Genomic DNA, 15,832 nt, shown 5'->3' on the forward strand with positions numbered 1-15,832 from the left:
GGGATTTATAAATCAAGAAAATACAAAAGGCAAGAACAATTGTGCGAACCTGCTAAAAATAAGCCCTATGTTACAAAGAGTTAGCTATATCAAACCTTAGAGGGCTCTCGACAAATACTCTCACTAAACCATTCAGCAATGGCACGAGCTCGCCCAAGATCTTCTTCTTCGCTAACAGGAAGATAAGCAAAGCCTCTAAACTCAAGCTGCATGTAGCGAGCAGTAAGCTTAAAAGGTTCAATAAAACAATCTGGTAATTCATGATTGTAGCCAGTCGAGATAACAGATATTTCCTTACCTTTCAGCTGGCGTCCAAGTGGCTTTTCTATGGTCAACAGATCGGACAAGCGATCGAAGAACACTTTCAGTTGTGCCGACATGGAGTACCAATAGACAGGCGAAGCGAACACAATGTGATCATAGGTGATAAGCATGCGAATCAAAGGAATAAAATCATCGCTGCGATTTTCGTGTAGATAGTCATAATAAGAGAGTTGGTAATCCGCTAAATCAAACACCGTAGCATTTGTCATCTCAACAAATTTATTCACTAAGTGACGCGTATTACCATCTGTTTTTGACGTACCCAAGACCACTGCTACCTTCATCAGAATTCCCTCTAGTTTAGTAAGCTAGGCCGTTTTTTCGGTGAAATGTCCGCAATCGCTACATTTATAACCGTGTTTATAGAAAAACAGCGGAAAGCCTAAAAGAATAAAGACTAAAAAAGCGGGTCGCTTACCTTTGGTAAACGGCTCTAGTTTTAGGCTACCACAGTTAGGGCAATGATCTTGTGAAGTGGAACTGTCTTCAGTGCATAAAGCATCAGAGTAGTCGGTATTAAGGATAATGGTCGCTTGCTCGGCATCCTCTTCCTGAACCATTAAACGAACTCCGCCAATCGCATTTGAATAGAGCCACTGGGTGTTAACGGTATGTTCGTCAGCAATATTGCTTTCAATTCCAGCGGCTTCCAAGCTCGCTTTCGCAATATGAGCCTCATGAGGGAAAGAAAAACGAGCTACAACTACCATACAACCTCTCTTGTGCTAAACCATCACTCTTCGCATGCCATTTTTTCGGACGTGTCACAGTCAGCTAACGCCAACTTGTACTCTGCTTTGGCACTTTCACTCAAATAGACCGCCATACCTTCAAATAGGTTCCATAGCTCTTGGCCATATTTCAACTTAAACTCTTCGCTTGCTAACACCAACTCAAGTTCATTGGCAACGGTCAACTCACAAAACTGGTGTAACTGCTCTTCCGTCATCTCGAATACCGAGCCCGTAAATCGGTCACGAAACTGGATGAACGGTTTAGAATCAAACTGAGGAAACACATAGTCTCTGTCGCAAGAGCAATAGAGATAAACCAGAGCTTCTGCTTCTCGACCAATAACCGCGGCGATTTCACTTCGCATTTCCAGTGAGACCATGCTCTCATCAAATCCAGCGGTTCCGTATGCTGCATGGAAGAGGCCAGCGCTCCTGACCGTATCACTCGCATGCCATTTTGCCAGCAAGGACTCTGTTCCAACCAAGTGGGATTCAAGCGAACCGTTTAAGTGCTGAAAGTCACCCGCTCCTAGAGATTTCAAGCGTTCAAAGTGTGTATTCATAATTGATTTCTTTTTAGTTTAACCAGTAATGACCTTAGACATGTTGTAACCAGTGACCACAAATCCCAACTCTTCATATAGCTTCCGAGCCCGCTCATTGTTGAAGGCAACGCGCAATTTAATCTGTTTAATATCGACTTCTTTCATTTTCGCTTCCAAAAGCTCGATAGCCTTACTACCCAAACCTTGCCCTCGAAAGGCTTCCATAACGTAAAAGTCGTAGATAAATGTCGACCCTTCTTTTTGATTAACGCAATGCCACAAGTAACCTGCCAGTATTGATTCGCCATCTTTTTCAGCATCGATACACATCAGTGACTGCCCTTTCGATTCAACACCATCGGGAAAACCACGCTTCAAAGCCTGATGAGCGAGTTCAAGAGATTTTTCAGCAGCGTGGCCTTGATTCTCTGCAATATCCTGCGCATAGGCCTCGGCAGCATAGTGATAAAAATCCGCAAACTCTTCCGTTCGCATTTCTCTTAGCTTAACCATACTTATCTTTTAACCTCGACCACAAACAGGTGTCATCATGATGTGTTGAGGGCCAACAGGACCACCTAAGTACAACTCAGCCGTATCAGTGAAACCACTACTTAAATAACATCGATAAGCGGGCTCGTTTCGACAGTTCACCGTGAGATAAAGCGAGTTGACTTGTGGATAGACTTGACCAACGTACTGGGGAAGCAGTTTAAGTGCATCACGTGCAATACCTTGCCCCTGTAGATTACGATCAATCAACAATGCTCTGATTCCAATACCGTCTTCCGGGCAGAAGCTGAATTTCTCAGCATAGCCTATATCAAGAAGGAAGAAGCCCACGGGCTGATCGCCTTTCATAATCACGTAGGGATGTTCACTTTCTTTCAATTCGGGGATCATTTCACCAATGTTATCAACGGTAAACTGAGCTTGTTCAGGTGTAACGCTTAATGCATGTATAAGGTGTGCTTTTTCAGCACTGTACTTTTCTATAGAAATCATAATTATCCGAATAATTTTTCCAGCCAAACGGAGCTGATATAGCGTCCGTTTTTCTTTGCATAGGAATCAAAAACACCCACTTCTCGGAACCCAAATTTCTTATGCAAAGCAATTGAGGCCTCGTTTGGTAAAGCAATACCAGATAGCGCACGATGAACACCCTGCAGCTTTAACTCCTCCATAAGTGCTTGATATAAAGCAGAGCCGGTACCTTTTCCTTTTACGTCAGATGAAAGATATATCGTCACTTCTACCGTATTTGCAAACGCCTCAGATGGTCGGTATGGTTGCGAACAGGCAAATCCAACAATGTTTCCCTGATGCTCGGCTACCAATAACTGGTGCCTAGTGTTTTGGGAAAATTGTTCAAACCAATTTAAACGGTTTTCCAATGTAAAAGGTCTTTCTTCGAAGCGAGCATTGGTATTGGCAATGTAATAGTTGAAGATATCCGTGATTGACCGAATATCACTGTGAAGTGCAGTTCTAATCTTCATTACTGAATCTCCATAGACTTTGCATCAATCGAGAAAGTCACCAAACCATCGCATTCTCCATACAGATTGATACCAACCTCTCGCTGCATTCCAAGTTTGTTCAAAATGGTGACCGAAGGTTTGTTCGCTTCCAAAGATACGCCATATATTTTCTCATGCTTACCGAGTTTAAAGGTTTCTCGTATCAACGCCTCGGATGCTTCCATTACATAACCTTTCCCCTGATACTCTGGCAGTAGCGCGTATCGGATATCACTGAATTCTGGGTTTTCACACACTTCAACGCCTGCGTACCCCATCTTTCGAGTTGGGTTTTCTCTGCAACAGATAACGTAGGAACCAAAACCATACTGCCTCCAGTGCTCTACTCTGTTGGCGTGATGCTGCAGAATTTCTGGTTCTGAATAAGCCGCTCCCTTTGGCAGGAACTTGGTTAAACTATCTGAACTTAGTACTTGCCTGTAGACATCAACATCTGCCTCTTCAACAGGCTTCAATATCAAGCGTTCCGTATACAACATATTCCCTTTACCCTGACATATTTGATTCGAGCACTTGGCTCAATCAAAGATCAAATTCAGCATTGTGTAGTTTGAGCACATTCACCAGAGGTTCTTCCCACCCCAGGCAAAGCTTAAGCTGTTCGACAATAGGCTTCACCTGAGCTTTATCAACATTGATCTCTATCTTAAGCAAGTCATAATTCTCTACTCGACCTTTGTCGCCGAACACTGGTTTAGCACCCTCCAGTGCACGATGAGAGCCCGTCATGGCTCCAAACGCCCAACAGTGGTCGTAATCACCAATCTTATCGACACCAGATTCATGCAATGTGCTAAGCACTTGGGCCTTTTGGGCTGGTTGGCAAAAAATTTCTAATTTATACATCTTGTCATTCTTTTAAATCGTGGATTCCACTTCAATCCTAAACGGCTCACAAGGCGTGCCTTGATGGTACTTCAACTGCCATTTTTCACCCGTAAACACCCAAATTGACGAACGTTTGGTATACAAGCTTGCGCTTCCCTTAGAATCAACCCAAGCCGATTTATACAGCAGCAATTGAACAGAAGGTTCAAGCGCAATACATTCAAATGATTGTGAATGTATCTTGCCTGTTGAAGGCTCCTCGTTCTTCATCAGCTCTAAGATCGATTGCAGATCAAAGCTTCTGCCTGAGCGCCCCACTTCAACGAAATCAGGGTGAAGTAATCGCATAACCTCATGCTCGTTCTGGCGGGTTTCATATTGTTGAAGCAAGACTTCTTGTTCAATGAGGAATTTCATCCGTGTAATACCTGTCATTGAATACCTTTCAATTGCCTGAAGATATCACTCCCGACTGCCATATGAAACACGTCAATTGATAAAGAAAACTTAACGCACATTCTTCACATACCTTTATTTGCAGGCCCCGTCCCTATAAAATACGCAAAACATTTATCAACACGGATACCCCATGGCAAAACTTACTCTGCAAGAACAAATGCTGAAAGCTGGTTTAGTTAATGAAAAGAAGCTAAAGAAGGCCAAAAAAGGTTCAAAAAAATCACGCGTACAAGCTCGTGAAGTAAAAGCCGCGGTCGAAGAACAAAAACGTCAACAGCAAGAGCGTGATAAAGAGCTAAGCAACCAACAAAATGAGCAGCGTCTGAACAAAGAAACTCAGTCGCAAATCAAACAGTTGATCGAGATGAACAAAATCGATCAGAAAGATGGTGATATTAAATACAACTTCACCGATGGAACGCTCGTCAAATCCCTTTACGTTGAATCGATTATCCGCGAACAACTTATCAAAGGTATTCTTGCTATTGCCCGTCATGAAGATGGTTATGCGGTGATCCCCGGGGTTGTTGCAAACAAAATTGCACAGCGTGATGACCAGGTCATCATTGAGCTCAAAGAGCCAGAATCAGACGTGCCAGCCGAAGACGACCCATATGCAGACTATGTAGTCCCAGACGATCTGATGTGGTAAAGAAAAAAGCCACTCGGTAACCGAGTGGCTTTTTGACTAGTGTTATTCGAGCTACCTATCGCAGGGTTTGTATTACTTTCCCTTTGCCATCCTTAAAATGAACTTCTGCGTGCGCGCCGTTAAAGAGTGCCAAGTTAGGCGGTAGATGGCCTATATCCACGTCATATAGAACAGGCACCTTTAAGTCATTGGCAACAGAAAGGAAAGCTTCACTCGACGTTATTGTTTTTCCACAATTATCTAAAACCGCATTTCTTCCAAATAACAGTCCACTAATCTGTTCAAAGACACCTTGGTATTTTAACCCTTGCAAAGCGCGTTTTAACACTGTCGGTGGCATCTCTGCATTCTCTAAATACAGAATCAAATCGTCATTTGGATAGCATTGTTTAAAGCGCTCAAGATCGAGATACTCTGTCCCAATCAGGTGGGCCATAGTATCAAAGCAGCCTCCTATCAGACGTCCACTAAAGCTCAACTCTTCAACATCACCCACCGCTTTCCACTGAGTTCTCTCTGTTTTAACTAAGCAACAGTTCGGATGAGTTTCGAAAGACTCACCAGAAACCTGATAAAGATCAGAAGAGAACTGCGTGATTTCAGCCCCAGCTTTAGCTGTCATAACATTTAAGGTGTTTGCGGTGAGCTCGTCCTTTTCAAGTGGGTTTAACTCCATCAAATTGGAGCTATGTAAAGTCGACCAACCTAATTGCGTGGTAAGCACTGAGCTGATAGTACTCACGTCAGAAAAGCCAAATACCCACTTTGGCTTAACCTGCTTCAATTTTTCAAAATCGAGTAAAGGCAGAAGGTCCATCGCAAATTCACCACCCCAAGGTGGAGCAACCGCCGAAATGGAGTCATCGCACAAGAACTTCATCAACTCTTCTGCTCTCATTGATGGAGTCGCACTCACATGCTTTTCGTTCTCTCTTAGGCAGTGGCCTTCGATTACATTAAATCCAAGGCTTCGAAGGTGTTCCAAGACGAGGTCTAAACGTTGGTGACACCCTGAAGGAACGCCCGAAGAAAAAGCGGTAACGGCGATCTTATCCCCTTTCTGTAAAGGCTCTGGGTATTTCATAGTATTCCTATTTTTATTATTCGTTTGTCTTGCCATTAGATATAAGAAAATTGATTAAACTAAAAAGAATCATCAGAGACTTCACTCAAACCTGAGCGACTTGCGATCTCCGATTCAAAACCGTCGATGCTCTTTAGGTTTTTCTTCAGCCAATACTTTTCAATCCCCTCAGTCCCCTGCTTTTCGGACCATTTTGCCAAATCTTCCCTGTCCCCTTCGTAACTAAAATATGGTACAGACATACCGCACGAAGATTGAACCATGTTGATATCAAGGATAAATATCTGACGGGCAGCCACGCTTTCGGGGAACAAGCTGACGTACTTTTTCCATTCCGCATCTTTGTTATGCAGCACACTCGCCTGTCCGTAGGCTCTTAAAATTAATGGGGCGCCTTCAAATGCACAGAACATGAGGGTCATGCGTTGGTTATTCAACACATGTGCGGCCGACTCATTGCCGCTACCAGTGAGGTTGAGCCAAGCGATTTGAGTTGGGCTGATGACTCTAAGTGAATCCCCACCCTTTGGCGACAAGTTCACACTACCCCTATCCGCTGCAGTACCAACAAAATAGAGTTTTTGTTGCTCAATAAACGAGATGTGTTTATCTGATAACTCTGAAAACTGTTTTCCCATCTTGCTCAATTCTCATTCCATATGTCACACATAAAGCACATTAATGCTGTTAAATATAAGAAACAAGTAGTTATGTGTTGAGGCGCGTCAAAGCGACTCAATTTAAACAGTGTGTGCCTACTTTTCTTTGATTCATGAGATTGGCGAGATTTGCCACGGAGACCAAATAGATGACCAAACAGTCTTCTAATTGGCAGATGGAAAGTCCTTTATTTCATTGTCCAACCATGTCTAATGCTCAACAAAAATAAGACGGTTCGTATCAAACCCTCTCGCTTTAGACATCGAAATAAATTTATCGATAACCTCTTGCTCTACAGAGCTTGAACGCGCTAATAGCCACAAGTAATCATTATCAGGACCAGAAACGAACGCATAATCGTAGTTTTCTTTTTCAAGTTCGAAAACCACATATGAACCATAAAATGGACCGAAGAATGATACTTTCAAGTAGCCTTGATCTGAGCTTCGAACGAAATATGCATTACCTTCCGCCTCTTTCCACTCATTGAGTTCTTCGGAAAAGCCTTGGTTAATGACTTTGACACCGCCGTCGTCCTTAAGACTGTATTCTGCAGTTACCTTGCTCAGGCCTTTTTCAAATGAGTGGTCGAGCCTTGCAATTTCGTACCATTTACCCATATACCTGTCGATGTCAAAATCCTGCACGGGTTTAACCTCACTCGGCATTCCTAGGCAACCGCTGATAAAAAGTACCGTGAACAAAAAAAGAATTCTTTTCATGATGTCTCCATACTACCCGAAACGTTTGACTCAACTATTTGTTAACTCTAGTAATATACCGAGTTTAACAGCAAGAAGTTCAATCAAATAAAATTATCCTTTTCCAATTTGTTGTCCAGCAACCTCTGCAGCGGTTCAAATCGACTTAGATATGTGCTGAACAAAAAAGCCTTACCATGCAGCGAAACATGCACTTGAAGAGGTGGTTAATCTTTCAGCCATGTAAACTGCCTTATGTTATTGAGAATCCACTCAAGCGACACCTATTTTAGTGCCAGGATCTGGCCCCACATTTCTCACACTGAAACTGATCTTCTTGGTCGACAAAAAAACTGTTGGTGTGCTCACCATCTTTAACAACAAGTGCTAGCAGGAATTCGATACAACTTCCGAACAACGATTGCTTTTGCTCAAATTTGGAATCAGATTTATTCGTTTTTTCTACTTGGATATGAGGAGTAAGTGATTGACATTTTTGGCAGAAGTGAGGGTGTTTGATGTATTGGCTACTTTCCACTGATACGACTCATTCAGTTTTAAAAGACACTAGAACATAACATTTCCCATAGCTATATAAAACACATCCGAATACAATTAGTTTCAGTCATATAACTGTTTTTAGTTGACCTTAAACTAAATCAAGTGTTCTATAACTTCAGGTTTTATTTGATTCAAAATAGCCACTCCTCCTTCGGATTCTGTATTTATCTCAACCCAACCGTCAGTACCCATAAATTCAGCTTCTGCAAAGCTTATTTCCTGGTCACTATGAGCATCAATAAGCTGACCTTTCAATCGAAAAGTCCCTAAGGATGTTTTAAGCCGTTTAATTGAAAATTCCATCTCACTTCCTTTTTACATGACTTTAATAAGAAGAGTCGTCTATTTTTCTTATAAGAATGTCCTTGAGTATAACACCTTCCGCCATACGCATATTGATAGCAGTAACCTGCTCATCACACTTTGGCGTTGTCACATAGTGGGTCATACATCCGCAGAGGTTACAACGATGAAACTCCACACATTTATCTCCCCAAATATAGTAAATAGAAGGCTCTTCAGACCATGTAACGGTTACCTCAGAAGGCGAATAGTAAGCCCACAGTGCGGCATAGCGACGACAGGTTGAGCAATTACACTCTCCCACTTCCAACGGGGTGCTCTTAGCGACTAACTTCAGATTCCCACAATGACAACTTACTTCCATGGTGCAGGCCTTTCCTACACATTGTGTTTATAACCGTTGATAAATGACGGTATGCGACAAAAATAACATTGAGTAACGTTCATTGACTCTAAAACGGTATTCAAATTCTTGATCATCGAGCTTTTGCCACGTTCGGTCGAAGTACTCATTAATGTCATTAATGCGTTCCGAAGGCACTTTTAGAGGTTTATCACTCCATTGATAAGTACATGACAGAGCCAGCACACCGCCAATAGAGGCTCGCGACATCAAATAGTCCACCACTTGTTTGGGGGATTCACATTGGTCAAGCACATTTAGGCAGACCACTAAATCACATTGAGGGATAGTTAACTCATCAGAAGCTGGGGTGTTAAAGGTTTCAACAACCAGTGGTAAATACTTATTGGATAAAGAGTTTGTATCAAGCTCCAAGTCAACTTCTTCAGTCGCAAACGCCCTAAATCGACTTATCCCTGGCGTGAGCAGGATCTCCGTAAAAGCATCAAGTAAACGACGAGAAGGCTCTACAACATAGACTCGCTTTAACTCTTTACATGATGAAACAAGCTCGTAATTTGCTCTTCCGCACGCAGGCCCACCTTCCAGTAGGCTTTCTGGCTTTATATGATGCTCCGATAATTGTTTGGCGATGGCTTGTGCAGCCTGAACACTGTAATTCGAATGAATGAATTGTGTAGGTACATTTTGACTTTTAGGCCTGTTAACTTTTGTGTCTAAACACTTGTCTATCCATGAGGCTTCAATATAGGAAGCTAGCCATTTTTCTGTAAGATAAAAATCGTCCATTTTTTCACCTAACATTCATCGATTTAATATGTTAAATATCTGACCGTATCATGTGGTTTCAACACTCAGATCTTTTTTAGCATTCAGCGTGTATGTCCTCACTAAATACTTATATGCAACTAAACATTTCTCTACAAATAGTTATATTGATTTGTTGGCTTGAGTCTCAAATTATCTATCTGAGCAAATAGGTAAATTCGTATTTTAGAAGAGCTTTAGCTTAATAAGAAATTATAGAGTTGTCCCGCTATTACTACAAAGTAAGTAGGTAGTATTCCCCAAGAGAATCTTCGGCTTTTGAATGACGGGTAAACCCTTGAGACTGATAAAATTGCAGCGCAGGCTCATTGTGTGACATGCATTTTAGGCTGAGTGTAGAGTAACGGGCTTTAGCCAGTTGTAGTAGATGGTAGCCGACACCTTTTCGGATATGCTCTGGTGAAACGTAGAGGTGGTGAATAAAGTTTTCTGGTTCCCAGATTGAAATAAAACCTGCGATGTCTTCTCCGATGATCGCGACCCAGATTTGCTCGCCTTCAACATCGTTGTCAAAGTCTGACAATTCATAGCCAGCTGTATCTAACCAAATAAAACTGGCTTTTCGTGATTTAAGATAAAGGTTTCGAAGTGCCGGAAGAAACGCGTCTTGATACGGTTCAATTAAGATAGGGTCTAGCAAACATTCTCTCCAATCCCCAGAGCATATATACAAAGAGTAGGCACAGTTTCCTAACCGCGCCTACTTAGTTTATTTGTTACATCACACATTGTTGAGCTGTTTTCGCTTGCTCTATGCCTTTTTCAATCAAGGATACAGCATCTTCGCTATTCACTGACGACAGCAATTTATCCATCAGCTCGGAGGCTGTAGACTCCGATGATGCTTCAACTAAACAGCTGTATGCATTCGCGATATGTTCTTTCGCTTCAACCAACGCTTCTGGGTTGCTGAAGTCGACCGTCAATGCTTCTTCGACAGACGCCGCCATTGCCTTTGCTGACTCTGTTGCGTCACCAAATTGATCCAGATTGAACTGCTCTAAGTCGAAAGACTCGACTTGCTGCTGAATGTTGTCCACTGCTTTATTAGCAGCCTCTTGCGCCTGATCGATAGCTTTAGTTGCATCATCACATCCGGCTAAAGCACCCAGCATCATCATTACTATCAGCGTTTTCTTCATGTCTTACCTTCAAAAATCTTCAGTTACAGGGGGATCTTAAAACAGTGATACTCGACTGCAAACAACAATAAAGTAACGGATTGTTGATGAACCTAATCTGAATTAAAAACGGGTGCGTTCCACTTCGACGAAATTTTCTCTACAGATGCTCGGTCATATCCACGCATTGTTATTTTGGAGTCCTATCATGCATGTAGAAAATAAAGAATTAAAACAAAGTCATATTGGTTACAATCTTGGCGTTATTGGCGTCGCATTAGTATTGGCTTGGATTGGTATTTACAAGTTTACCCCGACAGAAGCTAAGTTGATTGAGCCTTTGGTGGTCAACCATCCAGTGATGAGTTGGCTTTATGACATCATCTCTGTACAAGCGGTTTCAAATCTTATCGGTGCCACCGAGATCATCGTGGCTATTGGCCTGATTGCTGGCTTCAAAAATGCAAAAATCGCGTATGTTTCCGGAATAGCAGCCGCTGTCATTTTTGTGGCGACACTCAGCTTTCTTCTAACGACGCCAAATACTTGGAAAGTGTCCGATGGTATTCTCGTGACCAATTTCTTTTTAGTGAAAGATATTCTGTTTTTGGCGATTTCAATTAGCGTCATCGAACGCAACAAGCCTCTAGTTTAAGCTTAAACGAACGAGGGCCCGCTTTTTCAGCGAGCCCTTGTAGTAAGAACGTTCAAGTTAAGTGTCACCATTAAGCTTTCTTAACAAATTGTGCCGTTACCATCATTTCCCCTGCACCATCAACCTTGCAGTCCAACTGATGGTCTTTACCATCGACAATTCGTCGGATCACAGCTTTCGTGCCTATTTTTAGGATCAGGGAGCTGCCTTTAACTTTAAGATCTTTTGCCAAAGTCACTTTATCCCCTTCTGCGAGAAGCGTACCGTTGGCGTCTTTAACATTGGGAGTTTCGGCTTCAAGTGCCTCATCAGGGTTCCATTCATACGCACACTCTGGGCATACCAAGTGGCTCTGATCTTGATAAACATATTCGGACTGACAATTTGGGCACGGTGGAAAAGACATATATTCACTACTTGTTTAGATTGATTACCATATGATACTGCGCTTAAAAGCCCTATGCGAGCCATAAGATATAAAAAGCTAGAACGCGATTTGGGGAATAAATTATGCGCCCAGCAAAGGTAGATGTTTTATATTGTGGTACGTCATGCCCATAATGAGACAATGCCTGATAGCGTTTTTAGGTAACGGCTTTGATAACTCAAGGACAATCGCCCTGTTGCCTTGAAAATCCAATACATCACCATAGAGTTCTCGAAAAGTGTCCACCAGCTTAGTCTGACAATGAAAGAACAAATAATACTGATCCGGAGTGTTTGATTTCCAATCGATTCGGACAGGGCTTCCCGACTTAACACTGAAGCTCGGTTCACCCCATTTTAATGATTCACTCACCACACCTAAGCTCAATTCTTCAGCTAACTGAAAAATCATCGTTCTCAGATTCAAAAGCTTAGTTCGCGCCTCATTTGGGTATTGGTTGAAATGCACTTGCATTGACGGTTCCATCACACACCTTTTAAGACTATTAGTGGCTAGCTTAGATATCACTTATTCCTCAGAGTAAGCATCTGCGCGCTTAACTCTGAGACAAGCCACCATCGACCACTAAAGTATGACCGACGACATAACTTGCTTGATCTGAGCACAACCACTCAATCGCACTCACAATTTCCGCAGGCTCAGCGAAGCGGCCAATAGGCACTACAGACTCAACTTCAGAGCGAATATTAGGGTTAACAGACGCTTGACGCTCTTCCCATCTTGGTGTCCAAGTAACGCCAGGTGCAACAGAATTAACCCTTATTCCGTCTTTAATCGCCTCCAGAGCAACCGAACGAGTCAAACCTTCCAAACCATGTTTTGTCGCACTGTACATTGAAGCATTAGGCGTCGGGCGAATACCATTGATGGAACTGATATTAACAATCGATGCGCCTTCAGACATGAGCAATAACTCGTGCTTCAGACACAAAGTATGCGACCATAAATCATTAACTAGGGTTTTATAGAGTTCATCAGAGTCAACCTCAGAAAACTGGCCATTTGATTCTAGTTTAGGAGACGCGTTATTGATCGCGATATCAAGCTTTCCATACTCTGAAGTCAGGTAATCAAACAGTGCCTCAACCTGATCACGATCAGATATATCTACCACTTGAAAATCCACACTAGATAACTCTGGATTCGTCGCAATGACGTCGTCCCAAGTTTCCATAGTCCGAGCACACGTGATCACCTGCTCTCCTTTTGAAGCGTACAATTTAACCGCTTCCAAACCGATACCCTTGCTACCACCTGTGATCAAGACTGTTTTCATTGCTGATTCCTTTCATATCACCCCGACCCTTTCGCCTGACGCTAAAGCATGTTCCACTCACTTATGCCGTGCATGGCTGTAACCATTAACCCTTTCACTTTAATACGAAATTAAATGGAGGGCTTAAATTTTTTCGTCATACCTTGACTGGCTGGAGCAACCAAGCGATAGCCCAGCTTTTCATAAAAAACAGGCTCATCCGCAATCATTGATACATATGAGCCAGCCAATGCTACGGAAGATAGGTAGCCATCTATGTGTTCCATAACCTTTCTCCCAAGTCCTTTGCCTTGGTAATCTGGGTCAACTGCAATATCAACAATTTCAAAATTACACCCGCCATCACCCACGACGCGCCCCATCGCAATTAACTTATCTCCATCCATAACTGAAACGCCATAAAGTGAGTTTGGTAACCCTATTTTGGCGGCTTCAAGAGACTTAGGCGACAACCCCGCGGTGACACGCAAAGCACAATAGGCTTCAGGGCTAGGCACACTTTGTACAACAACATATTCCATTCAATTCTGCTCCTATCATCATCTATCTGACGGAACATACACCAAATAACTGTATATAAAAACAGTATTCATACCAATCTATTGTGCTGGCTTAATTGATCACCATATTGGCAGCCATGACCAGTAAGAGTGCTGCAAAGATCTTCTTAATCGTTGGGACTGGTAAAGAGTGTGTAGCTTTAGCACCTAGAGGCGCTGTAAACCAAGACGTACTCACAATGCCTAGTAGAGCAGGTAAATAAACAAATCCGGCAAAGCCATCGGACAACGCATAGTGACCGCTACCTGAACTGATATAGCCAATGGAGCCAAACAATGCGATCACAATGCCACAAGCAGAGGCACATCCAATTGCTTTTTTCATATCAACGGAGAAAAACGTTAGTAAAGGAACCAAAAGTGCGCCGCCACCAATGCCTATCATTGCCGACAACCCACCAGTAATCGTTGTCAGCACAGTGAGGAAAGGTTTGCTTGGCATTTTTCGATCGTTCTCTGAATCATTTTTGCTACTGAAGATCATTTTCAGTGCGATAAGAATAACGCTGACTGCAAACACAGCCCGAACCACTTGCTCGGGCAGCAACGCCGCCATGAAACCGCTAATCAATGCACCTAGCGCAACGCCTATCATTATCCATGGTGCGAGATTCCACGGCACATTACCGTTTTTATGATGAGCAATGGCTGAAGAAGTTGAAGTAAACAAAATAGACGCCAATGAGGTAGCAATCGCTGCAATCACTACTTGCTCACTCGGTAACACACCAAAGTGGAGCAAAATAATACTAAGTATCGGAACAATGACTAGGCCACCACCAATCCCCAACAACCCAGCTAAGAAGCCAACACCACTGCCTAATAGTGCGCAATATATGATCAACAACACCAAATCACTCACTCATTTCTCCTTTTCATTTTGTTGGAAATATTGTGTTATAAAAATTCTTCATGTTCCCATGAAGCACACTAATATATCTCTTTCATAAATAATGAAACATGAAATCTCTTCATGTTGATAGTGAAGTAAATCCATTGTTATTTATGTGTCGATCAACGTTATAAATAAATCTCTGCTCTTAACTACAGCTCATTTTATTCAGATCTTTGAGGTTAAATGGAAAAAGCAGTGGTGGCTCAGATCTGGGATTATCAAAAACAAAAAAGAAGCCCGGAAGAGCAAGGAATGAATCAGCTTTCATCTTAGGAAATAGGATAACAGATCACCATGAATACAGACTTCACATTTACTATCAAGAGCCTTAGCCTCGATGAGAACTATCGCCCTGCTGACAGCACACGTATTACGACCAATTTTGCCAACCTAGCCAGAGGCGAAAGTCGACAACAAAACCTACGCAATGCACTCCAGATGATTGATAACAATTTCAATGCATTAGCACATTGGGACAATCCGAACGGCGATCGTTATTCTGTTGAATTGGAAATCGTATCTGTCGATATGGATATTGAGGCGGACGGTGAGAGCTTCCCTTCGATTGAAGTACTAAAAACTTACATTGTCGACCATAAAACCAATGAGCGCATTGAAGGGATCGTAGGGAATAATTTTTCGTCTTATGTACGAGATTATGATTTCAGTGTTCTTCTACTTGACCATAATAAAGGCAAACCTCAATTCAGTATTCCAGAAAATTTTGGTGAACTGCACGGCAAACTATTTAAGCATTTCGTCAGCTCAGAAACATATAAGCAAAACTTTAAAAAGCCACCGGTTATTTGTTTGAGTGTCTCGGATAACAAAACGTATCACCGAACTGAAAATCAACACCCAGTATTAGGCTTTGAATACGAGCCAAATGAGTCATCTCTCACCGAGCAGTATTTCCAGAAAATGGGGCTACAAGTTCGTTACTTTATGCCGCCAAACAGCGTTGCACCTTTCGCATTTTATTTCTTTGGCGATTTACTCAACGATTACACCAACTTGGAGCTGATTAGTACCATCAGTACGATGGAAACGTTCCAAAAAATCTATCGCCCGGAAATCTATAACGCGAATGCTGCAGCAGGTACCTCTTATCAGCCAAGTTTGAAAAATAGTGATCATTCATTGACGCAAATTGTTTATGACCGCGAAGAGCGCAGCCGCTTAGCCATTGAGCAAGGGAAGTTTGCTGAAGAGCACTTCATCAAACCATACCAGACCGTTCTTGAACAGTGGTCCGCAAATTACGCTTAACAACTAACGAAAACAAAAAGC

General features: G+C 42.4%; 25 protein-coding genes. 3 read left to right on the forward strand and 22 right to left on the reverse strand.

The features are described 5' to 3' along the window. Positions 1–89: 89 nt before the first annotated feature. Genes QMA41_RS03085 through QMA41_RS03125 form a run of 9 tightly spaced genes read right to left on the reverse strand, consistent with a single transcriptional unit; the run spans position 90 to position 4,392 of the window. The gene (locus tag QMA41_RS03085; protein ID WP_281628811.1) at positions 90–608 is read right to left on the reverse strand and encodes an NAD(P)H-dependent oxidoreductase; all 519 of its coding nucleotides are present in this window, start codon (positions 606–608) and stop codon (positions 90–92) included. 24 nt (positions 609–632) lie between these two features. Then, positions 633–1,034, reverse strand: coding sequence for a DUF2007 domain-containing protein (locus tag QMA41_RS03090; RefSeq protein WP_281628812.1), 402 nt, complete (start codon positions 1,032–1,034; stop codon positions 633–635). Positions 1,035–1,057: 23 nt separating this feature from the next. Continuing rightward, positions 1,058–1,621, reverse strand: coding sequence for a DUF6817 domain-containing protein (locus QMA41_RS03095; protein WP_043007750.1), 564 nt, complete (start codon positions 1,619–1,621; stop codon positions 1,058–1,060). 18 nt (positions 1,622–1,639) lie between these two features. Continuing rightward, positions 1,640–2,116, reverse strand: a complete 477-nt coding sequence (locus QMA41_RS03100; protein ID WP_281628813.1) for a GNAT family N-acetyltransferase — start codon at positions 2,114–2,116, stop codon at positions 1,640–1,642. 9 nt (positions 2,117–2,125) lie between these two features. Further along, the gene (locus tag QMA41_RS03105; RefSeq protein WP_043007746.1) at positions 2,126–2,608 is read right to left on the reverse strand and encodes a GNAT family N-acetyltransferase; all 483 of its coding nucleotides are present in this window, start codon (positions 2,606–2,608) and stop codon (positions 2,126–2,128) included. Between the two features lie 2 nt (positions 2,609–2,610). Further along, positions 2,611–3,105: a GNAT family N-acetyltransferase gene (locus tag QMA41_RS03110; protein WP_281628814.1), complete on the reverse strand. Its 495-nt coding sequence runs from the start codon at positions 3,103–3,105 to the stop codon at positions 2,611–2,613. Continuing rightward, complete coding sequence (locus QMA41_RS03115) at positions 3,105–3,626, reverse strand: GNAT family N-acetyltransferase (protein ID WP_038512027.1); 522 nt, start codon at positions 3,624–3,626, stop codon at positions 3,105–3,107. Before QMA41_RS03115 ends, QMA41_RS03110 begins: the two co-directional genes overlap by 1 nt. Before the next feature lie 43 nt (positions 3,627–3,669). Then, complete coding sequence (locus QMA41_RS03120; protein ID WP_021456449.1) at positions 3,670–3,993, reverse strand: ion tolerance protein CutA; 324 nt, start codon at positions 3,991–3,993, stop codon at positions 3,670–3,672. A 12-nt stretch (positions 3,994–4,005) separates the two neighbouring features. Then, positions 4,006–4,392: a DUF4440 domain-containing protein gene (locus QMA41_RS03125; protein ID WP_281629159.1), complete on the reverse strand. Its 387-nt coding sequence runs from the start codon at positions 4,390–4,392 to the stop codon at positions 4,006–4,008. 172 nt (positions 4,393–4,564) lie between these two features. Between QMA41_RS03125 and QMA41_RS03130 the strand changes: the two genes are divergently transcribed. After that, the gene (locus tag QMA41_RS03130; protein WP_281628815.1) at positions 4,565–5,086 is read left to right on the forward strand and encodes a DUF2058 domain-containing protein; all 522 of its coding nucleotides are present in this window, start codon (positions 4,565–4,567) and stop codon (positions 5,084–5,086) included. Positions 5,087–5,141: 55 nt separating this feature from the next. Here QMA41_RS03130 and QMA41_RS03135 read toward each other — a convergent pair whose 3' ends face one another. The 8 genes from QMA41_RS03135 to QMA41_RS03170 form a co-directional block, all read right to left on the reverse strand. Further along, positions 5,142–6,170, reverse strand: a complete 1,029-nt coding sequence (locus tag QMA41_RS03135) for a S66 peptidase family protein (protein WP_281628816.1) — start codon at positions 6,168–6,170, stop codon at positions 5,142–5,144. Positions 6,171–6,229: 59 nt separating this feature from the next. Next, positions 6,230–6,808 carry a pyridoxamine 5'-phosphate oxidase family protein gene (locus tag QMA41_RS03140; protein WP_281628817.1) on the reverse strand — a complete coding sequence of 193 codons (579 nt, stop codon included), beginning with the start codon at positions 6,806–6,808 and terminating at the stop codon, positions 6,230–6,232. Between the two features lie 231 nt (positions 6,809–7,039). Beyond that, on the reverse strand, positions 7,040–7,552 hold the full coding sequence (locus tag QMA41_RS03145; protein WP_021456454.1) for a lipocalin family protein: 513 nt from the start codon (positions 7,550–7,552) through the stop codon (positions 7,040–7,042). Positions 7,553–8,185: 633 nt separating this feature from the next. Beyond that, the gene (locus tag QMA41_RS03150; protein WP_281628818.1) at positions 8,186–8,395 is read right to left on the reverse strand and encodes a hypothetical protein; all 210 of its coding nucleotides are present in this window, start codon (positions 8,393–8,395) and stop codon (positions 8,186–8,188) included. A gap of 22 nt (positions 8,396–8,417) precedes the next feature. Continuing rightward, positions 8,418–8,759 (reverse strand): aldehyde-activating protein, encoded by a 342-nt coding sequence (locus tag QMA41_RS03155; RefSeq protein ID WP_281628819.1) that lies wholly within the window; start codon positions 8,757–8,759, stop codon positions 8,418–8,420. A gap of 27 nt (positions 8,760–8,786) precedes the next feature. After that, positions 8,787–9,548: an SAM-dependent methyltransferase gene (locus QMA41_RS03160; protein WP_281628820.1), complete on the reverse strand. Its 762-nt coding sequence runs from the start codon at positions 9,546–9,548 to the stop codon at positions 8,787–8,789. 253 nt (positions 9,549–9,801) lie between these two features. After that, the gene (locus QMA41_RS03165) at positions 9,802–10,227 is read right to left on the reverse strand and encodes a GNAT family N-acetyltransferase (protein ID WP_281628821.1); all 426 of its coding nucleotides are present in this window, start codon (positions 10,225–10,227) and stop codon (positions 9,802–9,804) included. 76 nt (positions 10,228–10,303) lie between these two features. Then, positions 10,304–10,729 (reverse strand): hypothetical protein, encoded by a 426-nt coding sequence (locus QMA41_RS03170; RefSeq protein WP_019276159.1) that lies wholly within the window; start codon positions 10,727–10,729, stop codon positions 10,304–10,306. Between the two features lie 187 nt (positions 10,730–10,916). Here QMA41_RS03170 and QMA41_RS03175 point away from each other — a divergent pair, with 187 nt between their 5' ends. Beyond that, the gene (locus QMA41_RS03175; protein WP_171353420.1) at positions 10,917–11,363 is read left to right on the forward strand and encodes a YkgB family protein; all 447 of its coding nucleotides are present in this window, start codon (positions 10,917–10,919) and stop codon (positions 11,361–11,363) included. 70 nt (positions 11,364–11,433) lie between these two features. Here QMA41_RS03175 and QMA41_RS03180 read toward each other — a convergent pair whose 3' ends face one another. The 5 genes from QMA41_RS03180 to QMA41_RS03200 all read right to left on the reverse strand — a co-directional run bounded on the left by QMA41_RS03180 (position 11,434) and on the right by QMA41_RS03200 (position 14,509). Next, a complete protein-coding gene (locus QMA41_RS03180; RefSeq protein ID WP_006961967.1) occupies positions 11,434–11,769 on the reverse strand; it encodes a zinc ribbon domain-containing protein YjdM in 336 nt (111 codons plus the stop codon). 102 nt (positions 11,770–11,871) lie between these two features. Beyond that, positions 11,872–12,276 carry a DUF1801 domain-containing protein gene (locus QMA41_RS03185; RefSeq protein WP_281628822.1) on the reverse strand — a complete coding sequence of 135 codons (405 nt, stop codon included), beginning with the start codon at positions 12,274–12,276 and terminating at the stop codon, positions 11,872–11,874. Positions 12,277–12,346: 70 nt separating this feature from the next. Next, positions 12,347–13,087, reverse strand: coding sequence for an SDR family oxidoreductase (locus QMA41_RS03190; protein WP_082313812.1), 741 nt, complete (start codon positions 13,085–13,087; stop codon positions 12,347–12,349). Positions 13,088–13,197: 110 nt separating this feature from the next. Then, a complete protein-coding gene (locus tag QMA41_RS03195) occupies positions 13,198–13,608 on the reverse strand; it encodes a GNAT family N-acetyltransferase (RefSeq protein WP_006961965.1) in 411 nt (136 codons plus the stop codon). A gap of 91 nt (positions 13,609–13,699) precedes the next feature. Beyond that, entirely contained in the window at positions 13,700–14,509 is an 810-nt protein-coding gene (locus QMA41_RS03200) for a sulfite exporter TauE/SafE family protein (RefSeq protein ID WP_281628823.1), read from the reverse strand. 327 nt (positions 14,510–14,836) lie between these two features. Between QMA41_RS03200 and QMA41_RS03205 the strand changes: the two genes are divergently transcribed. Then, a complete protein-coding gene (locus QMA41_RS03205; RefSeq protein WP_281628824.1) occupies positions 14,837–15,811 on the forward strand; it encodes a DUF1852 domain-containing protein in 975 nt (324 codons plus the stop codon). Positions 15,812–15,832 lie beyond the last annotated feature (21 nt).

It is taken from the genome of Vibrio sp. St2 (assembly GCF_947311885.1).
In the GTDB taxonomy this organism is placed as follows: Bacteria; Pseudomonadota; Gammaproteobacteria; order Enterobacterales; family Vibrionaceae; genus Vibrio; species Vibrio coralliilyticus.